Source organism: Paramuribaculum intestinale (assembly GCF_030759015.1).
GTDB lineage: Bacteria > Bacteroidota > Bacteroidia > Bacteroidales > Muribaculaceae > Paramuribaculum > Paramuribaculum intestinale.
In genome coordinates this window covers 2,199,747-2,216,825 of the sequence record NZ_CP098825.1, presented here as the reverse complement: position 1 = coordinate 2,216,825, position 17,079 = coordinate 2,199,747, and the positions used below count along the sequence as shown (strand labels likewise).

The window sequence follows — 17,079 nt, the reverse complement described above, 5'->3', positions numbered from 1 at the left end:
GATTACCGTGCCATGCGTCAAATATTTATCCGCGGAAAAATATACGGCGTGCCGCCGTTGGATTATGCGAAAAGCCCTGCATCGGGATGTTGATTCCCGGTGCAGAGCCTGTGGTGTTTGCGTCGGTGTCTGCGCAGGGCAGTGGCCGGTCAATAGAAGCGGCGGATGCCCATCACTTCGCGGACTTCGGCCAGAGTGCGCGATGCGCGTTCGCGTGCTATTTCCGCACCTCGGCGCAGCACGCGACCGATCGTTGCGTCGTCGCTCTGCAGGTCGAGTATGCGCTCGCGTATCGGCAGTGTGATGGCCAGTATGTCGTCGGCAAGCTGCTTCTTGAGGTCGCCGTAGCGTATCGAGCAGTCGGCGTAAGCGTCGCGGAAGTGTTTCACTACCTCGGGAGTCGATGTCAGTTCGAGAAGCGTGAACAGGTTTTCGACTGTCGGGCTGACGGGTTGGCCGGGAGTCTTGGGGCCTTCGTCGGTGACGGCGCGCATCACCTTCTTGCGCAGTGTCTTTTCGTCATCGATAAGATATATGCAGTTGCCTTCGCTCTTGCCCATCTTGCCGGAGCCGTCGAGTCCGGGCACCTTCACAGGCTTGCCCCCGAAGTCGAAATTGGTCGGCTCGGGAAAAAGTTCCACTCCGTAGAACGAGTTGAAGCGGCGTGCGAAGCGTCGTGTCAGTTCGAGATGCTGCTCCTGGTCCTTGCCTACCGGCACCTTATGGGCTTTCTGGATCAGTATGTCCACAGCCATGAGCGTAGGATATGTGAGCAGGCCGGCATTGACGCGCTTGTTGGAGTCGCTGCCTATGATCTGGCGCTCGATGTTCTCGTCGTCCTCATCAACCTTTATGCCGAGCTGCTTGCGTGCCTTGTCCTTGAAAGATGCGGTGCGCATCAGCTCGCCTATGCCCACATGCATGTTGAGCAGCAGATACATCTCGGAGATTTCAGGCACATCGCTCTGCACGAACAGGGTTGACTCCTCCGGATCGAGTCCGGCGGCAAGATATTCGGCCACGATGGAGCGCACATTGCGGTGGAGCTGTTCCGGATCGGGATTGGTGGTCAGAGCGTGCAGGTCGGCCACAAAGTAGAGGCAATCGTAGTCGCGCTGCATCCTGACGAATTTGCTCAACGCTCCGAAGTAGTTGCCCAGATGCAGGTTGCCGGTGGCTCTGATGCCGCTCAGCACTGTTTCTTTTCCATTCATATTCTTTGCTGGATGTTTTCGTAGTTTGTATGCCGCAAAATTACTCATTTTCCGGCGCATTTCAAAACCACCTTAAATAGCGATGACGGCCAAGGCCGGCTTTCGCTGACCTGGCCGCCATCGGCGGATAGTTTCGAATTATGTCGGTGTCTTACTGGTTGGCGAGGCGGAAGCGCACCGGAACGGTGTACCACACGTTCACGCTGTGTCCGTTCATCTTGCCGGGAATCCAGTTGGGCATCTTGCTGACCACTCTCACAGCTTCTTTGTCGAGCTCGGGGTCTTTGGAGCGCAGCACGTGTGCTTTGTCTACTTTGCCGTCCTTGCGGACCACGAAGCGAACGTGTACTACGCCTTGTATGCCCTGCTCGGCTGCGATCGGGGGATATACGAGGTTTTTGTTGAAGTATTCAGCGAGAGCCTTTGTGCCGCCGGGGAACTGGGGATCCTGCTCTACGGCGTCGAACACCTGCTCTTCCTTAGGCTCTACCTTCTCCTCGACCACTACCACGTCTTTGTGCTCCTGTGCGTTGATGATGTCGTCGACACCACGGTCCTCGTTGACGGCGCCGATGGCACGGTCGTCGTCCTTAAGGTCGTCCTGCGACTTGATCTCCTCCTTCACTTCCTCGTCGGGAACGACAAGGATTTCAGCAGCTTTGGTAGTGTTGAGAAGCTCCTCCTTGATCACTTCGGGCTTCTGCTCTTCGATGCGCTGGGGCTCATCTTCCTCGGGCTCTTCATCGACCTCATCGGTGATCATCTCGGCCATGGCCTGCTCGATGGTATCCTCGGGGCGGGCTTCAGCCGACTTGATCACGGTGTTGACCAGGAATGCGAGTGCGAAGAGTATAGCGATCACTATGACGATCACGATCATAGCGCGGTTGTGACGGCTTACCGAGCCCTTGCGGAGCTGATAAGCGCCGAAATCTTTGTTTTTGCCTTCAAAGATTATGTCGCGCCATTCTTTTGATGAAAGATCTACATCTTTTGCCATTTTTTTTCAGCTTTAAGGGTTAATATAAATCGTTCATCAATTATTGCCATGTTTGCGCTGGTAGGCTTCGATCATCAACGAGTCGTTGTGGTTGATGTTGTCGATCTGGTAGCGCGAAATCTGGTTGATCTGCATTTCGTCGAGCGCGCTGATCAGGCTCTCCCATGAAGCTTCGGGTGTGGCCTTGATCACAACTACGGGGCGGGTCAGTGTGGAGTCGTTGCGGATCTCCTTGGCCATTGCCTGGTAGATGGAGTCGTTCTTGTCTTTGTTGGACGAGAATTCCTTGTTGCGCCATTTTACCTTCAGGTCGTTGATTTTGGTGAGTACCTGCTTGTTGCGGTCGTGGAGAATCTTGCGTATGCCTCGCTGGGTGGAGCCGTCGTTGCCGAGGAACACTTCCTTCTGGAGGTTGGAGTCCTCGAGCACGCCGTCGTTGTTGTCGTCGACGAGCTGGGGCTGTCCGGTGTAGTAATACACAACATTCTTTGCTCTTCCATCATCGTCTCTGGCCACTTCGCCGTTGTCCTTGCGGGCGGTCGAAACGATGAGCGTGATAGCCTCTGATTCTTTAGCTTTGTTCATCTGCTCCTGCTCCACCTTCTCGTTGGTCGGGAGGGTGATCTGCAGGGTCTGCGACTTTATCATCGTGGTGCAGAGCATGAAGAACGTAATCAGAAGCATGTTCATGTCGACCATCGGGGTGAAGTCGACGTGGATCTGCATCTTCTTCTGGGTGCCTTTTTTCTTTTTGCCGCCCTTGTCTGATTGTTCGATCTGTGCCATAATGAATTAGTCTTGCTCTGTTTTTAACGCAGTCATCAAGCTGAAGCGGTTCATCTTCAGAGTCTGGAGGTTGTCGAGCACGTGGTGAACGGTCGAGTAGGGGGTCGACTGGTCAGCCTTGACAGCTATGCCTTCGCCTTTTTTCATGGCGCTCTGCAGGTTGTCGTTGCCTGACGAGTAGATCGCACGCATCCAGATCTGGAATTCGTTGGGCTTGGTGAGGTCCTTGTTGTCATCGATAGGAATGCCCACATCTGAGCGGCTCATATCGGAGATGACTTTGTCTTGGTCGGTCTGTGACATTCTCAGGAACGTCGGCAGTGCCTGAAACGGAACTCCAAACATGTTGATTTTGGAGAAGGCGTTGGCGTCTGCTTCGGTCAGTTCCACTTTCTTGTTGGGATGGAGCTTGTTGTATTCGCTGACAGCTTTTGTCAGGATCTCCTTGCGGATGGGCTCCGAACCCCATTCGCCGTCGGCCACGTTGGGGTCGGCTTCACCGGCGATTGAGATGAACACTTTGCCTTCGGGAGAGATGAGCACCTGCGCCAGGTTGGCGGTGGGCACCTTCAACTCCGATACCGACGACGGTGTGAGCACCGTCACAGGCTCTTTCTGAAGGAAAGTAGAGGTCAACATGAAGAAAGTAAGCAAAAGAACAGTCACGTCACTCATCGCGGTCATGTCGATGAGGGTACTCTTTCTTTTAATTTTTACTTTTCCCATATTACAGATTAAGGTGTTGTAGTTTGATTAATGTGTAACAGGGGATCAGTGGGTTGCTGCAAATGTCTGCACGATAGAGAAACCGATCTCGTCGATAGCGTAGGTCAGGTTGTCGATCTTGTTGGTGTAGAAGTTGTAGGAGATTACGGCGAAAGCACCGGTGGCGATACCGAAGGCGGTGTTGATAAGAGCCTCCGAGATACCGGTCGACAACTCGGTCGAGTCAGGAGCGCCCGACTGTGCGAGGGCCTGGAACGACTTGATCATGCCGATCACAGTACCGAGAAGTCCGACGAGTGTACCGAGAGTGGTCATGGTGGCCACGATGGGGAGGTTCTGCTGGAGAGCCGGCATTTCGAGAGCGGTGGCCTCCTCTACTTCCTTCTGGAGAGTGGCGATCTTCTGCTCCTTAGAAAGGATGGTGTTCTTGTCCATCTCCTCGTAGCGAATGAGAGCGGCCGATACTACAGCGGCAACCGAACCCTTCTGCTTCGAGCAGAGAGCCTGTGCGCCGGCGATATCGTTCTTGGCCAGGCAAGCCTTCACACCAGCGACAAACTTGGTGATGTTGCCTTTGCCTTTGGCGCTCGAAAGGGCGATCCAGCGCTCTACAGAGAGGACGATTACGGTGAGGAAGAGTGTCTGCAGCACGGGCACGATCACGCCGCCCATGTAGATGGTGCCCCAGATGTCGTGGGGGTGACCGTCTTCAAAGTGCGATTCGTGGCCGAACCAGAAGATGAAAAGACACACTGCAACGAAGAAGCAGGCGATGATCACCAAGAACGCGTTCTTGATACCACCAACTTTGCTACCTTCTTTTTTTGCCTGAGGCTTTGCGGCCGTTGCAGGCTGGATGGGCTTTTGAGCTTCCATAATTGATAATTACTGATTGATTTTGTTAAGGTTATAGATTGTTTTGAAGTGTCTGTGAGAAGATGGCGTCTTCCAGGTATCTATCGTTTGGGAGGGGAGGCGCGGCTCGGTATGGCGGGCAGCATCGTTTCCCGTGGTAATAGACTTGGCGAGATGCCGATGGCGTCGCGCACAGGCGTTACGCTTTTGCAAAAGTATTATTAGTTTTTCATTCACGCAAAAAAAAAGCGATTTATTTTCATGTTTTGAGCCATATAGATTGTGGAATGAATGTATTGGATACGTTTTGGCAATAATTTGTTAATGATTCGAAATTTTTTAGGTAACTTTGCGGCATAACCAATGCTCCGCAGGGGAGATAATGTGAAACAATGACTTATACATTGAAACTCAAACGAGGACTCGATCTCAGGATTGAGGGTGCTGTGGCGCCCGACGCTCCGGTCGAGACGGTCAGTCCCGCCGCCGTGGCTGTGTGTCCCGGCGACTTCGAGGGTTTTCTGCCCCGGCTTGATGTGCGCGAGGGCGATGCCGTGGCGCAAGGCCAGCCTCTTATGCATGATAAGAACAACCCGGAGATAAAACTGTGCTCGCCGCTGGCCGGCACGGTGGAGAGTGTGGTGAGGGGCGAGCGCCGGAAGATACTCCGTGTGGTTGTGAAGGCGTCGGATGACGCCGTGGCCGCGCCGGCGGCATTGAGTGCCGATGGCCCGATGCAGCTGCGTCAGGCCATGCAGCAGTCGGGACTCTGGGCCGAGATGCGTCAGCGTCCCTATGATATAGTGCCCGATCCGGCCGTAGAGCCTCGCGATATATTCGTGACGGCTTTCGACTCGGCTCCGCTTGCGCTTCCTCTCGAAAAGCATCCCGCCGTCAGCCAGCAACGCCTTGATGCGGCTGTGGCTGCGCTGTCGCAGCTGACCGCCGGACATTTATATGTATGTACACGTCGTGATTTCGCTCTCAATGTCGGGGCGCCTGCTCTGCATTATGTGGTCGACGGGCCTCATCCGGCCGGAAACGCCGGTGTTCAGATAGCCAACATAGCTCCGGTCAACAAGAGCGAAACCGTATGGACACTCTCTCTGGTGACACTCTGCCGCATCGGTCAGCTCATTATCGAGGGACGGCGCGGATTCGACACTCTGGTGGGGCTATGCGGCTCGGAGGTGAAACGTCCTCATGCCATAGCCACCGTCGACGGCGCCGACATAGCGCAGCTCGTCAGAGGGCAGCTGAAGGATAGCGGCGCACATCTGCGGATAATATCGGGCAATGTGCTCACCGGAGTAAAAGTGGATGTCGACGATTATCTCCGCTTCCCCTACCGTCAGATCACTGTCATACCCGAGGGCGACGATGTCGACGAGTTCATGGGCTGGGCGTCGCTCAGTCCCGCAAAGATGAGCGTGAGCCGCTCGTTCCCTTTCAGCCGGTTCACCCGCCTGTTCCGCCCCGACGCACGTATGCTCGGCGGCCACAGGGCCATGATAATGTCGGAAACCGCCGACAAGGTGATGCCGATGGACATAATGCCCGAATATCTGCTGAAAGCCATAATCTCGCGCGATATCGACCGGATGGAGGCGCTGGGCATATACGAGGTGGCGCCGGAGGACTTTGCGCTTGCCGAATATGTCGATCCGTCGAAGACCGAAATGCAGAAGCTCGTACGCGAGGGGCTTGATTATCTCAGAAAAGAAACAGAATAAGAGACTATATGTCACTGATAAAGAAGTATCTCGACCGTGCACGTCCGCATTTTCAGCCGGGCGGACGGTTTCAAGCGCTGCATAGCGTGTTTGATGGAGTGGATACATTCCTCTATACGCCGCGCGACACCTCTCGGAGCGGCGTGCATATCCACGACGCTCTCGACTCTAAACGTGTGATGATCATTGTGGTGGTTGCTCTGCTGCCGTGTCTGCTGTTTGGCATGTATAATTGCGGCTATCAGAATTATCTCGGGTCGGGTCATGCCGATTTCCCGTTCTGGGAGCTGATGGTCTACGGTTTTCTGGCAATCCTGCCGAAGATCGTGGTCACCTATCTGGTGGGACTCGGCATAGAGTTTGTCGTGGCGCAGTGGCGTCATGAGGAGATCCAGGAGGGATTCCTCGTCACCGGCATCCTTATTCCGCTGATATGTCCGATCGAAACGCCGCTGTGGATGATGGCTCTGGCCACGGCCTTCTCGGTGATATTCGTCAAGGAGGTGTTCGGCGGCACAGGCTACAATATCTTCAATGTGGCGCTGGTGACACGTGCGTTTCTGTTCTTCTCCTATCCGGCAAGCATGAGCGGCGACCGGGCGTTCATCTCCGCCCGCCCCATCTGCGGGCTTGGAGGAACGGTCAACTTCGCCGACGGCATATCGGGCGCCACGCCTCTCGGACAGGTGGCCACCCATGCCGGAGGTCCGCTCGAAATCCATAATATCGTGGGCGATCCGGTCAGCAACTGGGACGCATTCCTCGGACTGATCCCCGGATCGTTCGGCGAAACCTCCACCCTGTGCATATTTATCGGCGCGGCGCTTCTCCTGCTCACCGGTATCGCCAGCTGGAAGGTGATGCTGAGTGTCTTTGCCGGAGGATTGCTTGCCGGAGTGGCCGTCCATGTGCTGCAGAATTCCGACTATCCGGCCTCAATGCTCACTCCCTGGCAGCAGATCATCTACGGCGGATTCGCCTTCGCGGCGGTGTTCATGGCCACCGATCCTGTGACTGCCGCGCGCACCGGCGCCGGCAAGTACATTTACGGACTTCTCGTGGGAGTCATCGCCGTCATCATCCGCACCTACAACAACGGCTATCCCGAAGGCGCAATGCTCGCGGTGCTGCTGATGAACGCATTCGCTCCGCTGATCGACTGGTGTGTCGTTCAGACAAACATCAACCGCCGTCTAAACCGTGTAAAAGCAAAGCCATGACCATCAACAAGCAAAGCAATCTATATACGATAGCCTACATAGCGGCACTCGCTGTGGTAGTGGGCGCGGCGCTCGCCATAACCTCTCTCTCGCTTCACGACCGGCAGCAGCAGAATGCCGACCGCGACAAGATGCGTCAGATACTCGCGGCGGCGCACATCACAGTTCCGGCCGACAGTGTCATAGCCGCCTACAAGCGCGATATCACCGACGCCTACATAGTCAATGCCGAAGGCAAGCGGGTAGAAGGCGATGCCTTCGACGTGGATGTCGACGCGCAGACCAAGATGCCCGCGCTGCGCCGCCTGTTGCCGGTCTTCGAGTGTCGTGCGGCCGACGGAGAGATGAAATACATCATTCCCGTCTATGGAGCGGGTCTGTGGGGGCCGATATGGGGCTACGTGGCGTTTGATGCCGACGGCTCTACCATCTACGGCGCCTACTTCGCCCACAAGGGGGAGACGCCCGGCCTCGGAGCCGAGATTGAGAAGCCGGCGTTCAGCAGCGAATTCATAGGCAAGACGGTGTTCAAGCAAGGCGTGTTCATGCCGGTTGCCGTAGTCAAGGCCGGACAGAAGCCGCTGGGCGGAGAGGACTACGTCGACGGCATATCGGGCGGCACCATCACCTCAAAGGGTGTAGGAGCCATGCTCTCCGACTGCCTGACGCCATACGCCGCATTTTTGAAAAACCTCAGTCAGAAGAAATCCAATTAAGCCATGGCAGAGAAAATCGACAACAAAAGCGTGTTCTTTAACCCGTTTTCCGCCAACAATCCGGTGGTGGTGCAGGTGCTCGGCATCTGTTCGGTGCTTGCAGTCACCGTAAAACTCGAGCCGGCGCTGGTGATGGGAATGTCGGTGATAGCGGTGCTGGCGTTCTCCAATGTCATCATATCGTTGATCCGCAACACCATCCCCACCAATATCCGCATCATCGTGCAGCTTGTGGTCGTGGCGGGTCTGGTGGTCATCGTCGATCAGCTGCTGCAGGCCTACGCCTACGATGTCAGCAAGCAGCTGTCGGTGTTTATCGGTCTGATCATCACCAACTGCATCCTCATGGGACGGCTTGAGGCGTTCGCCATGGCCAACCGCCCGTGGCCTTCGCTGCTCGACGGCATAGGCAACGGTATCGGCTACGCGCTGGTGCTCGTCATCGTCGGCTTTTTCCGCGAGCTGCTCGGCAGCGGCACCCTGCTTGGAATGCAGGTGGTGCCGCAGTGCTTCTACGATGCCGGCTATGTCAACAATGGCCTGATGATACTTCCCCCGATGGCTCTGATAGTAGTGGCCTGCATAATCTGGATCCACCGTTCGCGCAACAAGGATCTTCAGGAACACTGAATGATGTCATAGAAGAATCTCCCACACATTACACAACTGTATGGAAAACATCAATCTCTTCATACGCTCGATATTCGTCGACAATATGATATTCGCCTATTTTCTGGGCATGTGCTCGTTTCTGGCGGTGTCAAAAAACGTAAAGACGGCATTTGGTCTCGGTGTGGCCGTGACATTCATGCTGGTGATCACTCTTCCGGTCAACTGGCTGCTGCAGACCTACGTTCTGAGTCCGGGCGCACTCGCGTGGCTCGGCGAGGAATACGCCTCGGTCGATCTGTCGTTTCTGTCGCTGATAATGTTTATAGCCGTGATAGCCTCCATGACGCAGCTCGTGGAGATGGCCGTGGAGAAATACAGTCCGTCGCTCTACGCCTCGCTCGGCATCTTTCTGCCGCTGATAGCTGTCAACTGCGCCATACTCGGCGGCTCGCTGTTCATGCAGCAGAGAGGCTTCGCGTCGTTCTGGACCGCCACCTGTGCCGGCGCAGGCTGGGGCATAGGATGGTTGCTTGCCATAACGGCTGTGGCGGCCATACGCGAACGTATCGCCACCTACTCCAATGTGCCCGCTCCGCTCCGCGGCATAGGCATCACTTTCATAGTCACGGCACTGATGGGTATAGCCTTCATGTCGTTTCTGGGTATTAAAATCTGAAGTGTCATGAATGTCAATATTCTAACAGCGATTCCGCCTACAGTCGTGGCCGGCACGCTACTGTTTCTGACCGTAACACTGCTGCTTGTGGTGGTGTTGCTTGTGGCCAAGCGCTATCTGGTGCATAGCGGCAAGGTGGATATAGAGATCAACGGCGACCGTCATGTCGAGGCAGAGTCGGGCAAGTCGCTGCTCTCCACCATGGCCGACAGCAATGTGTTCCTGCCGAGCGCGTGCGGCGGCAAGGGCAGCTGCGGACAGTGCCGCGTGCAGGTGTTCGATGGCGGAGGCGACGTGCTCCCCACCGAGGCCGTCCACTTCAACCGCAAGGAGATGAAGGATTCGTGGCGTCTGGCCTGTCAGGTGAAGGTGAAGCAGGATATGAAGATCGGTGTGCCGGCGTCGGTGCTCGACATAAAGGAGTGGGAGTGCGAGGTGATCTCCAACCGCAATGTGGCCACCTTTATCAAGGAGTTTATCGTGGCTCTGCCTCCGGGCGAGCACATGGACTTCATCCCCGGATCATACGCGCAGATCAAGATACCGCCCTACGAGATGGATTATGACCGCGATATAGACAAGTCGCTGATCGGCGAGGAATATCTGCCGTCGTGGGAGAAGTTCGGACTGTTCACGCTCAAATGCCGTAACACCGAAACCACCGTGCGCGCCTACTCCATGGCCAACTATCCGGCCGAAGGAGATCGCATAATGCTTACAGTCCGCATAGCCACGCCGCCGTTCAAGCCCAAGCCCGAGGTGGGATTTCAGGATGTGATGCCTGGCATAGCCTCAAGCTATATATTCACTCTCAAGCCGGGCGACAAGGTGCGCATGAGCGGTCCCTACGGCGATTTCCATCCGATATTTGATTCGGGCAAGGAGATGATGTGGATCGGCGGAGGCGCAGGCATGGCTCCGTTGCGCGCGCAGATCATGCATATGACCCGCACGCTGCACACCACCGACCGTGTGATGAATTTCTTCTACGGCGCGCGGGCGCTCAACGAGGTGTTCTATCTCGACGATTTCCTGCAGCTTGAGAAGGATTTCCCCAATTTCCATTTCCATCTGGCGCTCGACCGTCCTGATCCCGCAGCCGACGCAGCGGGCGTAAGCTACACTCCGGGCTTTGTGCATCAGGTGATCTACGATACCTATCTAAAGAATCATGACAATCCCGAGGATATCGAATATTACATGTGCGGTCCGGGTCCGATGAGCGCGGCTGTCAACAAGATGCTCGATTCGCTGGGTGTGGAGCCTGAAAACATCCATTACGATAATTTCGGAGGCTGACCGCGGGATGTACGTAACGATACCGAAACCGCGCCGTGACTCACAGTTGTCATGGCGCGGCTTCGGTTTGGTGTCTTTTGACCGGTGTCGGTTGTTGTCAGCAGGCTGCAATGCCGAATAGTCGGCGGGCATTGTCCGAAGTAAGATCTGCCACCTCCTGCATGTCGATGCCGAGTATCTCGGCAAGGCATGAGGCCGTGTGCGTCAGATAGGCGCTTTCGTTGCGGCGTCCGCGCATCGGCACCGGGGCGAGATATGGCGCGTCGGTCTCGAGCAGCATCCGTTCCGTCGGGATGGCCTTCACGGCATCGGGTAGCGTAGATTTCTTGAATGTCAGTATACCGTTGATGCCGAAATAATATGAACCGGTCTGCAGTATGCGTTCTGCGTCGTCGGCCGTCCCGCCGAAGCTGTGCATGACTGCCGATACCGCAGGATGGCTCTGTAGCACTTCCAGCGTTTCGTCGAGCGCGTTGCGGCAGTGGATTATAACCGGCAGTCCGCGCTCTTCGGCCAGGCTCAGCTGCGCGTCGAACGCTTTCATCTGCTGTGTGCGTCGCGACGCGTCCCAGTAAAGGTCTATGCCCACTTCCCCTACAGCTGTGTAAATGCCCGACAGCAGTTCGTCGTGTATCTTATGCAGGGCTTCCTGCCAGTCGTCGCCGACCTCTGTCGGGTGCAGACCCATGGCCATCGACACGTGAGCCGGATGCGCGGCCGCAAGCCGTTTCATCGGCTGTATGGTGGTAAGGTCTACGTTGGGGAATATCATGTGGGTCACTCCTGCGCCGACGGCGCGGCCAACCGCATCGGGAGTGCCGTCGCCGTTCACGTCATCTGCGAATTCGGGCAGATACAGGTGGGTATGGGTGTCGATCAGTCCGGTCATCGTGTGCGGTCCACTGTCAGCATAGCCAGATCGGTGAAGAATCGCAAGGCCTCCGGCTGCAGTCGGGCTGTAGCGAGGCGTGCTGTAGCGTTGTCGGCGTAGCGTCGTATCAGTCCGAGACACCGCTGAGGCAGTCCGAGGGTGTCGTAGATCTCTCTTACGCGTCTTATCTTCTCCTCGCGTGGCGACGGATTGCTTATCTCTGCGGCTACTGTACCGGTAGTATCCTCGGCAAGAGCATTTATCAGAAGCCATGTCTTCTTGTCGCAGGCTATGTCGCCGCCTATCTGTTTGCCGAATGTGGCCGGATCGCCATAGGTGTCAAGATAGTCGTCGCGAAGCTGAAACGCGAGTCCGAGGCTCTCGCCATAGCCGTAGAATGCGTCGGTCACGGTTTCGTCGGCTCCGGTCATGACAGCTCCGAGCGCGCAGGCGCATCCGAGCAACACCGAAGTCTTAAGTCTGATCATCTCCATGTATTCCCCGACGGTAACGTCGGTGCGGCTCTCGAAGTCCATGTCGTGTTGCTGACCTTCGTAGATCTCCATGGCTGTGCGGTTGAACAGTCTCATGACGGGGCGCAGCTTCGCCTCGTCACACCCCTTCATCATCGCGGTTCCGGCCAGTGTCAGCATGGCGTCGCCCGAGAGTATCGCCGTGGCTTCGTTCCATTGGCGGTGGACGGTCGGACGTCCGCGCCGCATGTCGGCCCGGTCCATGACGTCGTCGTGGAGCAGAGTGAAGTTGTGGAACAGCTCTATGGCCGCGGCCTGATTGACGGCGAGGTGTCGGCCGTCGGGACTGATCGCGTCGGCCACGGCGAGTGTGAGCACCGGGCGTATCCGTTTTCCTCCGGCCTGAAGCGTGTAGCGTACAGGATCGTATAGCCCTGCCGGAGCAGCGGGTATCTCAAGCTGTCCGACGGCTTCTTCGGCGGCAGCGGTGTATTGGTCTATGTGGAGCATTGTTTGTGGAATTTTGCTATGGTGTGGGTGATATGTCGGGGCCGGTCAGTGTTCGCCACGGTATCCTTGCCGGAACGCTTCGAGCGCTTCCGGATCGTCGGCGTAGTCGGACTCGATAGCTTGCAGAAGCGTGTCGTCGGCGTTGTCGGCACGCATTATGGCTCCGAGCCGCCACGGTTTGGTCGACACTACGTAGACATGTGCGAGCTCTTCGGGTGACAGTGTGGATCTGATCGAATCGAGCGAGCGTACAAAGCCGCGTGTGCGTCCCAGTGAGTCGCTGTCGTAGATCGACATGAGTTCGCGGGTCAGACTGCGTGCAAAGTCGCGGTCGGCCGGAGAAGCGCTTTTGAGCCATCCGACGAGTGCCTCGGCGGCTTCTGTCGTGCCGGCTTCGGCCAGCCGTTGTGCCTGCTGGTCGGCCGGACGCTCCGGGTCGATAGTCGGTGTCGACGAGCATCCGGCGAGCATTGCCGACAGCATGATAATGTGAAGTGGACGTTTCATGCTGCAAAGTTACGAAATTAGTGGCGCAATGTAGCGTTGATGCCGTTTTATCCGTTTTTCAGCACGTTGTCTTTATCGGGCGCTCCGCCAACGTCTGTCACCGTTGCCTCAAAGCTACCGCTGCTGATCATAAGTAACTCTTAGAGAGTGTTTGAATTTAACACGAAGAAATATATATGGACTTCTTTCTATCCTCTCAAAGGTCTTTTCGGGCGATTTGTGTCAGGTTTCATCAGTCACGATGCCCGCATCGCTCCCTCCTCAACTGACGCAAATCTCTCCGAAAATCCTCTTTGAGTGAATAGAAGTGAAATTCAAACACTCTCTTAGTTTGTGAAAAATTGGGGTAAATTTGCGATGGAATGTAACCGATTGCGCGGCTACTGCGTCTAAAGGTCAGATTAATCAAAAAAGCAACACTCTACAGATATGAAAAAATTACGCAACTTGTGTGCAATAGCGCTGACAGCGCTGATGGTAGGCGGGACAGCTCTGATGAGCTCCTGCGAAAGCGACAACCGTACTGATTTCGAAGCAATGCGTCAGCAGATGCGTTCCGAGCTGACCGAACAGATCCGCGACGAGCTTCAGACCACCCTGATGTTTGACTCCATAGGCTCCACGCCCATCTACATCAGCCCGAGTGTGGAGATCGGCGCTCCGCGGTCGAAGGTCGACGGCTTCCGTGAGGTGAACAAGATGATAGCCGTGTTCCTGCCTTTCGTATTCGTGCTCGTGCTCGTCTGGATGCTGCTCAACTACCGGCGCAAGAATCTTCTGGCCAAGTATCGCCTTATAGAGTATGCTATCGAGAAGGGCAATCCGCTCCCCGATGCGTTCTACAACAACGGCCTGGTAGCCCGCACTTCGACGGTCATGGAGTCGGTGGCGCGCGGCGGACGTATCTACCGCATCGACTCGAGCCGTCTGACCAATGCCCTGATATGGATCGGAGTGGGTATAGTAGGCTTTATCTTCTTCCTTACGGTCGATGTCAAGCCGATGGCATGCCTGCTGCTGTTGCCGGTGTTTGTCGGTATAGCCAAGCTGATAAGCTACCTGTCGGAGCTGTATTTCAACGAGCGCAATCTGCCCAAGATCCCCGACCTGCCTGTCAATCGTCAGGCCAACAATGCGGGAGCTAACCAGATGAACGATTTCGGCGCAACCGACAACAATGCTCACACGCTTTGAGGAAATCAAGCTACTGGCACTGTGTGCCACGACCGACAGCCGTAATGCTTTCGGCCGACTGGTGGAGGAGTATGAGGAGCCGCTCCGGCGGTTTCTCTACAACCTCACCGGCGGCGACGCATGTCTTGCCGATGATCTCGCGCAGGATACGTTTCTGAAGGCCTATGAGTCGGTAAGGTCGTTCAAAGGGCTGTCGGGCTTCCGTACATGGCTCTACAAGATAGCCTGTAATCTGTATTACAGTCATCTGCGCAGCCGGAGGGAGCTGACCGGCCTGGAGGTGGAGTCCTATGCCGCAACGGTGTCTGACGCCGGACAGCGGGCCTCGGATGCCTCGATGGATGTGGCCACGGCGATGCAGGCACTTAATCCGGCGGAGCGCAGCCTGGTGCTGCTCTTCTACCTGGAGGATCGCAGCATCAAGGAGATAACCGGTATCACCGGAATGCCCGAAGGCACTGTCAAGGTGTATCTGAAACGTGCCCGCGAGAAGATGGCCGGTGTGATGGGCCGTGGATGATGTCAGGCCGCGATGTGGTTGTTGAGGCTAAAGATAGCTTGAAGTGTTTTATTGATAAACTGATAAGAATACAGAGATATATGACAGACAAGGAATTTGGCGATTTTTTGAAGCGTAGCCTGCCGCAGGCTCCTCCCGAACCGTGGTTTACACGCAAGGTGATGTCGCGCCTGCCCGAACGGAAGCGGTTCTGGGCCGGATGGATCGAAACCGTGGTGTGCGGCGTCGGTCTGGTGGTGACTCTGGTGCTGGCCGTGGTCTATGGTATCGGACTCGTTTCGGCTCCGGTGGTGACTGTCGGCGATGTGGCGTCGACGGGTGTCATGGCGGCGCTAACCGGAGCGTTGGCCTGGAACGTGGGGTGCGCTTTCATGCCCAAGCCGCATGAGGGATGATGCCGTCAGGGGTCAGCGCCTGAACGGTATGGCTATGATGCAGTAGACCGGCACCTTTGTGTCGCCTATCTTTCCGGCCACCCATCGTGGCATACGGCCTATGATGCGCAGAGCCTCCTTGTTGAGGCTCTCTTCCACTCCGCGCACCACCTCCGGGGCGGTGATGGCGCCGTCGGGTTTCACCACAAAGCTGCACAGCACACGACCCTCTATGCCCTGGCGGTAGGCCTGCGCGGGATACTGGCGCTCACGGTTGATGAACTTCATCATGGCTCCGTCGCCTCCGGGAAAATGCGGCTGTTCGTCGACCGACTCAAACAGGAAAGCCTCGATGTCGAGAGGCCGGTTGTCGGCGCTGACCGTGCGGTAGGTGACGACCATACGCTGCTGCGCGCCGGCATAGAAGGTCAGCGTGAGCAAGAAAGTTGTGATAATGGTTTTGAGTCGGTACATCAATGAGTTAAGGAGTAGCCCAATGGGCGTCGTTGGTAGTCGGTCACAAGGCTGTCTGATGCCTGTGCGATGCAAAAATATGACACTTGGCGGGATTATACAAGGGCGCATATGAGTTTTTGGGAAAGATTGATTTTGTTTTGGATTTTTTAAGTGGCGCGATAATTTCCGGCATACGTGGTTTTTGACTAATTTTGCATCATAGGATAGGTACGGCAGGCCATCAGACGGCTTTTCCGGCTTACAGACAAGCAAGTATGACCTTTTATGCGTAGATTGTTCCGACTGCTCACCACCGCGGCTGCTGTCGCCCTGTTCCCGGCTGTCGCCGTTGCCGACGGCAGCGGCGGTGACTCATCGCCGGCATACACATTTCTAGACATCAGCTCGTCGAGCCGCATCTTCGGCCTCGGAGGTGTGAACGTGAGCGCAGTCGACGCCGGCGTGGCCGCCGTCGACCAGAATCCGGCTTTTCTCGGCCCGGAATACGATAAGGTGCTGTCGGTCGGCTACATGCGCTATATGAGTTCGTCTGATTTCGCTTCGGCCGTGTTCGGCAATGGCGTCGGGGAACGCAGCGCATGGGGCGTGGCTCTGAAATATTTCGGCTACGGAAGCATGGAGCGCACCGACATCGATGGGGTGGCATCCGGCACATTCTCTCCGCTCGACATATCGCTTGGAGCAACGTATTCGCGCGACATAACCGAACGCCTCCGCGGCGGCGCCACGCTCCGATGGGTGTATTCGTCGTATGATTCATATACGGCTATGGCTGTGGGAGTGGATCTCGGCATCAATTATTATGATCCTGACCGCGACCTGTCGCTGTCGGCGGTGGTGACCAATCTCGGAGGGCAGGTGAAACGCTTCAACGAGCGCTACGACCGTCTGCCGGTGGATGTGCGCCTCGGATGGACACAGTCGTTCCCCGGACTACCTGTCAGATTTTCTGTCACGGCATGGAATCTGACCAAGTGGTCGCTGCCTTATTACGAACATGGCGACGGAACGGCCGACGCACGTCCGGAGCTGAAGGATTCGTTCGGCTCGAACCTGATGCGGCATCTGGTGCTTGCGGCCGATCTGGTGCCCGACAGCCGCTTTCATATCGGTATCGGATATAACTACAAGACACGCACCGATATGGCCACATATTCGCGTAATCTGCTGAGCGGATTTTCGATCGGCGGCGGACTGAATATCGGTGGCTTCGGTGTCGATGCGGCTTTCGCTATGCCTCATAGGAGCGCAGCCACTCTCATGCTTAACTTCTCGGCCGAGATAGGCCGGTTCTTATAAATACTGACCACTCAGAT

General features: G+C 56.1%; 19 protein-coding genes. 10 read left to right on the top strand and 9 right to left on the bottom strand.

Annotated features, from left to right (window positions below; genetic code table 11):
• Positions 1-149 precede the first annotated feature (149 nt).
• From trpS to NF347_RS10055, 5 genes are all read right to left on the bottom strand, one after another.
• Positions 150-1,214 (bottom strand): tryptophan--tRNA ligase, encoded by a 1,065-nt coding sequence (trpS, locus tag NF347_RS10075; protein ID WP_107035912.1) that lies wholly within the window; start codon positions 1,212-1,214, stop codon positions 150-152.
• Positions 1,215-1,365: 151 nt separating this feature from the next.
• Positions 1,366-2,214, bottom strand: coding sequence for an energy transducer TonB (locus tag NF347_RS10070; protein WP_107035913.1), 849 nt, complete (start codon positions 2,212-2,214; stop codon positions 1,366-1,368).
• A gap of 36 nt (positions 2,215-2,250) precedes the next feature.
• Positions 2,251-3,000 carry an ExbD/TolR family protein gene (locus NF347_RS10065; protein ID WP_107035914.1) on the bottom strand — a complete coding sequence of 250 codons (750 nt, stop codon included), beginning with the start codon at positions 2,998-3,000 and terminating at the stop codon, positions 2,251-2,253.
• Between the two features lie 6 nt (positions 3,001-3,006).
• A complete protein-coding gene (locus tag NF347_RS10060) occupies positions 3,007-3,726 on the bottom strand; it encodes an ExbD/TolR family protein (protein ID WP_107035915.1) in 720 nt (239 codons plus the stop codon).
• A 45-nt stretch (positions 3,727-3,771) separates the two neighbouring features.
• Positions 3,772-4,602, bottom strand: a complete 831-nt coding sequence (locus NF347_RS10055; protein ID WP_107035916.1) for a MotA/TolQ/ExbB proton channel family protein — start codon at positions 4,600-4,602, stop codon at positions 3,772-3,774.
• A gap of 371 nt (positions 4,603-4,973) precedes the next feature.
• Between NF347_RS10055 and NF347_RS10050 the strand changes: the two genes are divergently transcribed.
• The 6 genes from NF347_RS10050 to nqrF are packed head-to-tail and all read left to right on the top strand — an operon-like array spanning position 4,974 to position 10,837.
• On the top strand, positions 4,974-6,314 hold the full coding sequence (locus NF347_RS10050; protein WP_107035917.1) for a Na(+)-translocating NADH-quinone reductase subunit A: 1,341 nt from the start codon (positions 4,974-4,976) through the stop codon (positions 6,312-6,314).
• Positions 6,315-6,322: 8 nt separating this feature from the next.
• A complete protein-coding gene (locus NF347_RS10045) occupies positions 6,323-7,534 on the top strand; it encodes an NADH:ubiquinone reductase (Na(+)-transporting) subunit B (RefSeq protein ID WP_107035918.1) in 1,212 nt (403 codons plus the stop codon).
• Positions 7,531-8,250 (top strand): NADH:ubiquinone reductase (Na(+)-transporting) subunit C, encoded by a 720-nt coding sequence (nqrC, locus tag NF347_RS10040; protein WP_237613010.1) that lies wholly within the window; start codon positions 7,531-7,533, stop codon positions 8,248-8,250. Before NF347_RS10045 ends, nqrC begins: the two co-directional genes overlap by 4 nt.
• Before the next feature lie 3 nt (positions 8,251-8,253).
• The gene (locus tag NF347_RS10035; RefSeq protein WP_107035919.1) at positions 8,254-8,880 is read left to right on the top strand and encodes an NADH:ubiquinone reductase (Na(+)-transporting) subunit D; all 627 of its coding nucleotides are present in this window, start codon (positions 8,254-8,256) and stop codon (positions 8,878-8,880) included.
• A gap of 40 nt (positions 8,881-8,920) precedes the next feature.
• A complete protein-coding gene (nqrE, locus tag NF347_RS10030) occupies positions 8,921-9,538 on the top strand; it encodes an NADH:ubiquinone reductase (Na(+)-transporting) subunit E (protein ID WP_107035920.1) in 618 nt (205 codons plus the stop codon).
• 6 nt (positions 9,539-9,544) lie between these two features.
• Positions 9,545-10,837, top strand: coding sequence for an NADH:ubiquinone reductase (Na(+)-transporting) subunit F (nqrF, locus tag NF347_RS10025; protein ID WP_107035921.1), 1,293 nt, complete (start codon positions 9,545-9,547; stop codon positions 10,835-10,837).
• Between the two features lie 97 nt (positions 10,838-10,934).
• Here nqrF and NF347_RS10020 read toward each other — a convergent pair whose 3' ends face one another.
• From NF347_RS10020 to NF347_RS10010, 3 genes are read right to left on the bottom strand one after another with little or no spacing between them, the layout of a single operon-like run.
• Complete coding sequence (locus NF347_RS10020) at positions 10,935-11,726, bottom strand: TatD family hydrolase (protein WP_107035922.1); 792 nt, start codon at positions 11,724-11,726, stop codon at positions 10,935-10,937.
• Positions 11,723-12,691: a polyprenyl synthetase family protein gene (locus NF347_RS10015; protein ID WP_107035923.1), complete on the bottom strand. Its 969-nt coding sequence runs from the start codon at positions 12,689-12,691 to the stop codon at positions 11,723-11,725. Before NF347_RS10015 ends, NF347_RS10020 begins: the two co-directional genes overlap by 4 nt.
• A 45-nt stretch (positions 12,692-12,736) precedes the next feature.
• Entirely contained in the window at positions 12,737-13,198 is a 462-nt protein-coding gene (locus NF347_RS10010) for a hypothetical protein (protein ID WP_107035924.1), read from the bottom strand.
• A 429-nt stretch (positions 13,199-13,627) separates the two neighbouring features.
• Here NF347_RS10010 and NF347_RS10005 point away from each other — a divergent pair, with 429 nt between their 5' ends.
• The 3 genes from NF347_RS10005 to NF347_RS09995 all read left to right on the top strand — a co-directional run bounded on the left by NF347_RS10005 (position 13,628) and on the right by NF347_RS09995 (position 15,307).
• Positions 13,628-14,392, top strand: a complete 765-nt coding sequence (locus NF347_RS10005) for a DUF6249 domain-containing protein (protein WP_123542181.1) — start codon at positions 13,628-13,630, stop codon at positions 14,390-14,392.
• A complete protein-coding gene (locus tag NF347_RS10000) occupies positions 14,376-14,912 on the top strand; it encodes an RNA polymerase sigma factor (protein WP_107035926.1) in 537 nt (178 codons plus the stop codon). Before NF347_RS10005 ends, NF347_RS10000 begins: the two co-directional genes overlap by 17 nt.
• Positions 14,913-14,992: 80 nt before the next feature.
• Complete coding sequence (locus NF347_RS09995) at positions 14,993-15,307, top strand: hypothetical protein (protein WP_107035927.1); 315 nt, start codon at positions 14,993-14,995, stop codon at positions 15,305-15,307.
• A gap of 12 nt (positions 15,308-15,319) precedes the next feature.
• Here the strand turns inward: NF347_RS09995 and NF347_RS09990 are convergent, their stop codons facing one another.
• Entirely contained in the window at positions 15,320-15,760 is a 441-nt protein-coding gene (locus NF347_RS09990) for an energy transducer TonB (protein ID WP_161553794.1), read from the bottom strand.
• Positions 15,761-16,027: 267 nt separating this feature from the next.
• On the opposite strand from NF347_RS09990, the gene porQ reads away from it, so the two are divergent.
• Positions 16,028-17,062, top strand: a complete 1,035-nt coding sequence (gene porQ, locus NF347_RS09985) for a type IX secretion system protein PorQ (RefSeq protein ID WP_123542183.1) — start codon at positions 16,028-16,030, stop codon at positions 17,060-17,062.
• The last annotated feature ends 17 nt before the right edge of the window (positions 17,063-17,079 follow it).

Excerpts from the sequence above, each read along its gene's own strand:
- trpS (WP_107035912.1), bottom strand. The coding sequence starts at position 1,214 with ATGAATGGAAAAGAAACAGTGCTGAGCGGCATCAGAGCCACCGGCAAC.
- NF347_RS10000 (WP_107035926.1), top strand. The coding sequence starts at position 14,376 with ATGCTCACACGCTTTGAGGAAATCAAGCTACTGGCACTGTGTGCCACG.
- porQ (WP_123542183.1), top strand. The coding sequence starts at position 16,028 with ATGCGTAGATTGTTCCGACTGCTCACCACCGCGGCTGCTGTCGCCCTG.
- NF347_RS09995 (WP_107035927.1), top strand. The coding sequence starts at position 14,993 with ATGACAGACAAGGAATTTGGCGATTTTTTGAAGCGTAGCCTGCCGCAG.
- nqrC (WP_237613010.1), top strand. The coding sequence starts at position 7,531 with ATGACCATCAACAAGCAAAGCAATCTATATACGATAGCCTACATAGCG.
- NF347_RS10035 (WP_107035919.1), top strand. The coding sequence starts at position 8,254 with ATGGCAGAGAAAATCGACAACAAAAGCGTGTTCTTTAACCCGTTTTCC.
- NF347_RS10010 (WP_107035924.1), bottom strand. The coding sequence starts at position 13,198 with ATGAAACGTCCACTTCACATTATCATGCTGTCGGCAATGCTCGCCGGA.
- NF347_RS10015 (WP_107035923.1), bottom strand. The coding sequence starts at position 12,691 with ATGCTCCACATAGACCAATACACCGCTGCCGCCGAAGAAGCCGTCGGA.
- NF347_RS10045 (WP_107035918.1), top strand. The coding sequence starts at position 6,323 with ATGTCACTGATAAAGAAGTATCTCGACCGTGCACGTCCGCATTTTCAG.
- NF347_RS10055 (WP_107035916.1), bottom strand. The coding sequence starts at position 4,602 with ATGGAAGCTCAAAAGCCCATCCAGCCTGCAACGGCCGCAAAGCCTCAG.
- nqrF (WP_107035921.1), top strand. The coding sequence starts at position 9,545 with ATGAATGTCAATATTCTAACAGCGATTCCGCCTACAGTCGTGGCCGGC.
- NF347_RS10060 (WP_107035915.1), bottom strand. The coding sequence starts at position 3,726 with ATGGGAAAAGTAAAAATTAAAAGAAAGAGTACCCTCATCGACATGACC.
- NF347_RS10065 (WP_107035914.1), bottom strand. The coding sequence starts at position 3,000 with ATGGCACAGATCGAACAATCAGACAAGGGCGGCAAAAAGAAAAAAGGC.
- NF347_RS10020 (WP_107035922.1), bottom strand. The coding sequence starts at position 11,726 with ATGACCGGACTGATCGACACCCATACCCACCTGTATCTGCCCGAATTC.
- nqrE (WP_107035920.1), top strand. The coding sequence starts at position 8,921 with ATGGAAAACATCAATCTCTTCATACGCTCGATATTCGTCGACAATATG.
- NF347_RS10070 (WP_107035913.1), bottom strand. The coding sequence starts at position 2,214 with ATGGCAAAAGATGTAGATCTTTCATCAAAAGAATGGCGCGACATAATC.
- NF347_RS10005 (WP_123542181.1), top strand. The coding sequence starts at position 13,628 with ATGAAAAAATTACGCAACTTGTGTGCAATAGCGCTGACAGCGCTGATG.
- NF347_RS09990 (WP_161553794.1), bottom strand. The coding sequence starts at position 15,760 with ATGTACCGACTCAAAACCATTATCACAACTTTCTTGCTCACGCTGACC.
- NF347_RS10050 (WP_107035917.1), top strand. The coding sequence starts at position 4,974 with ATGACTTATACATTGAAACTCAAACGAGGACTCGATCTCAGGATTGAG.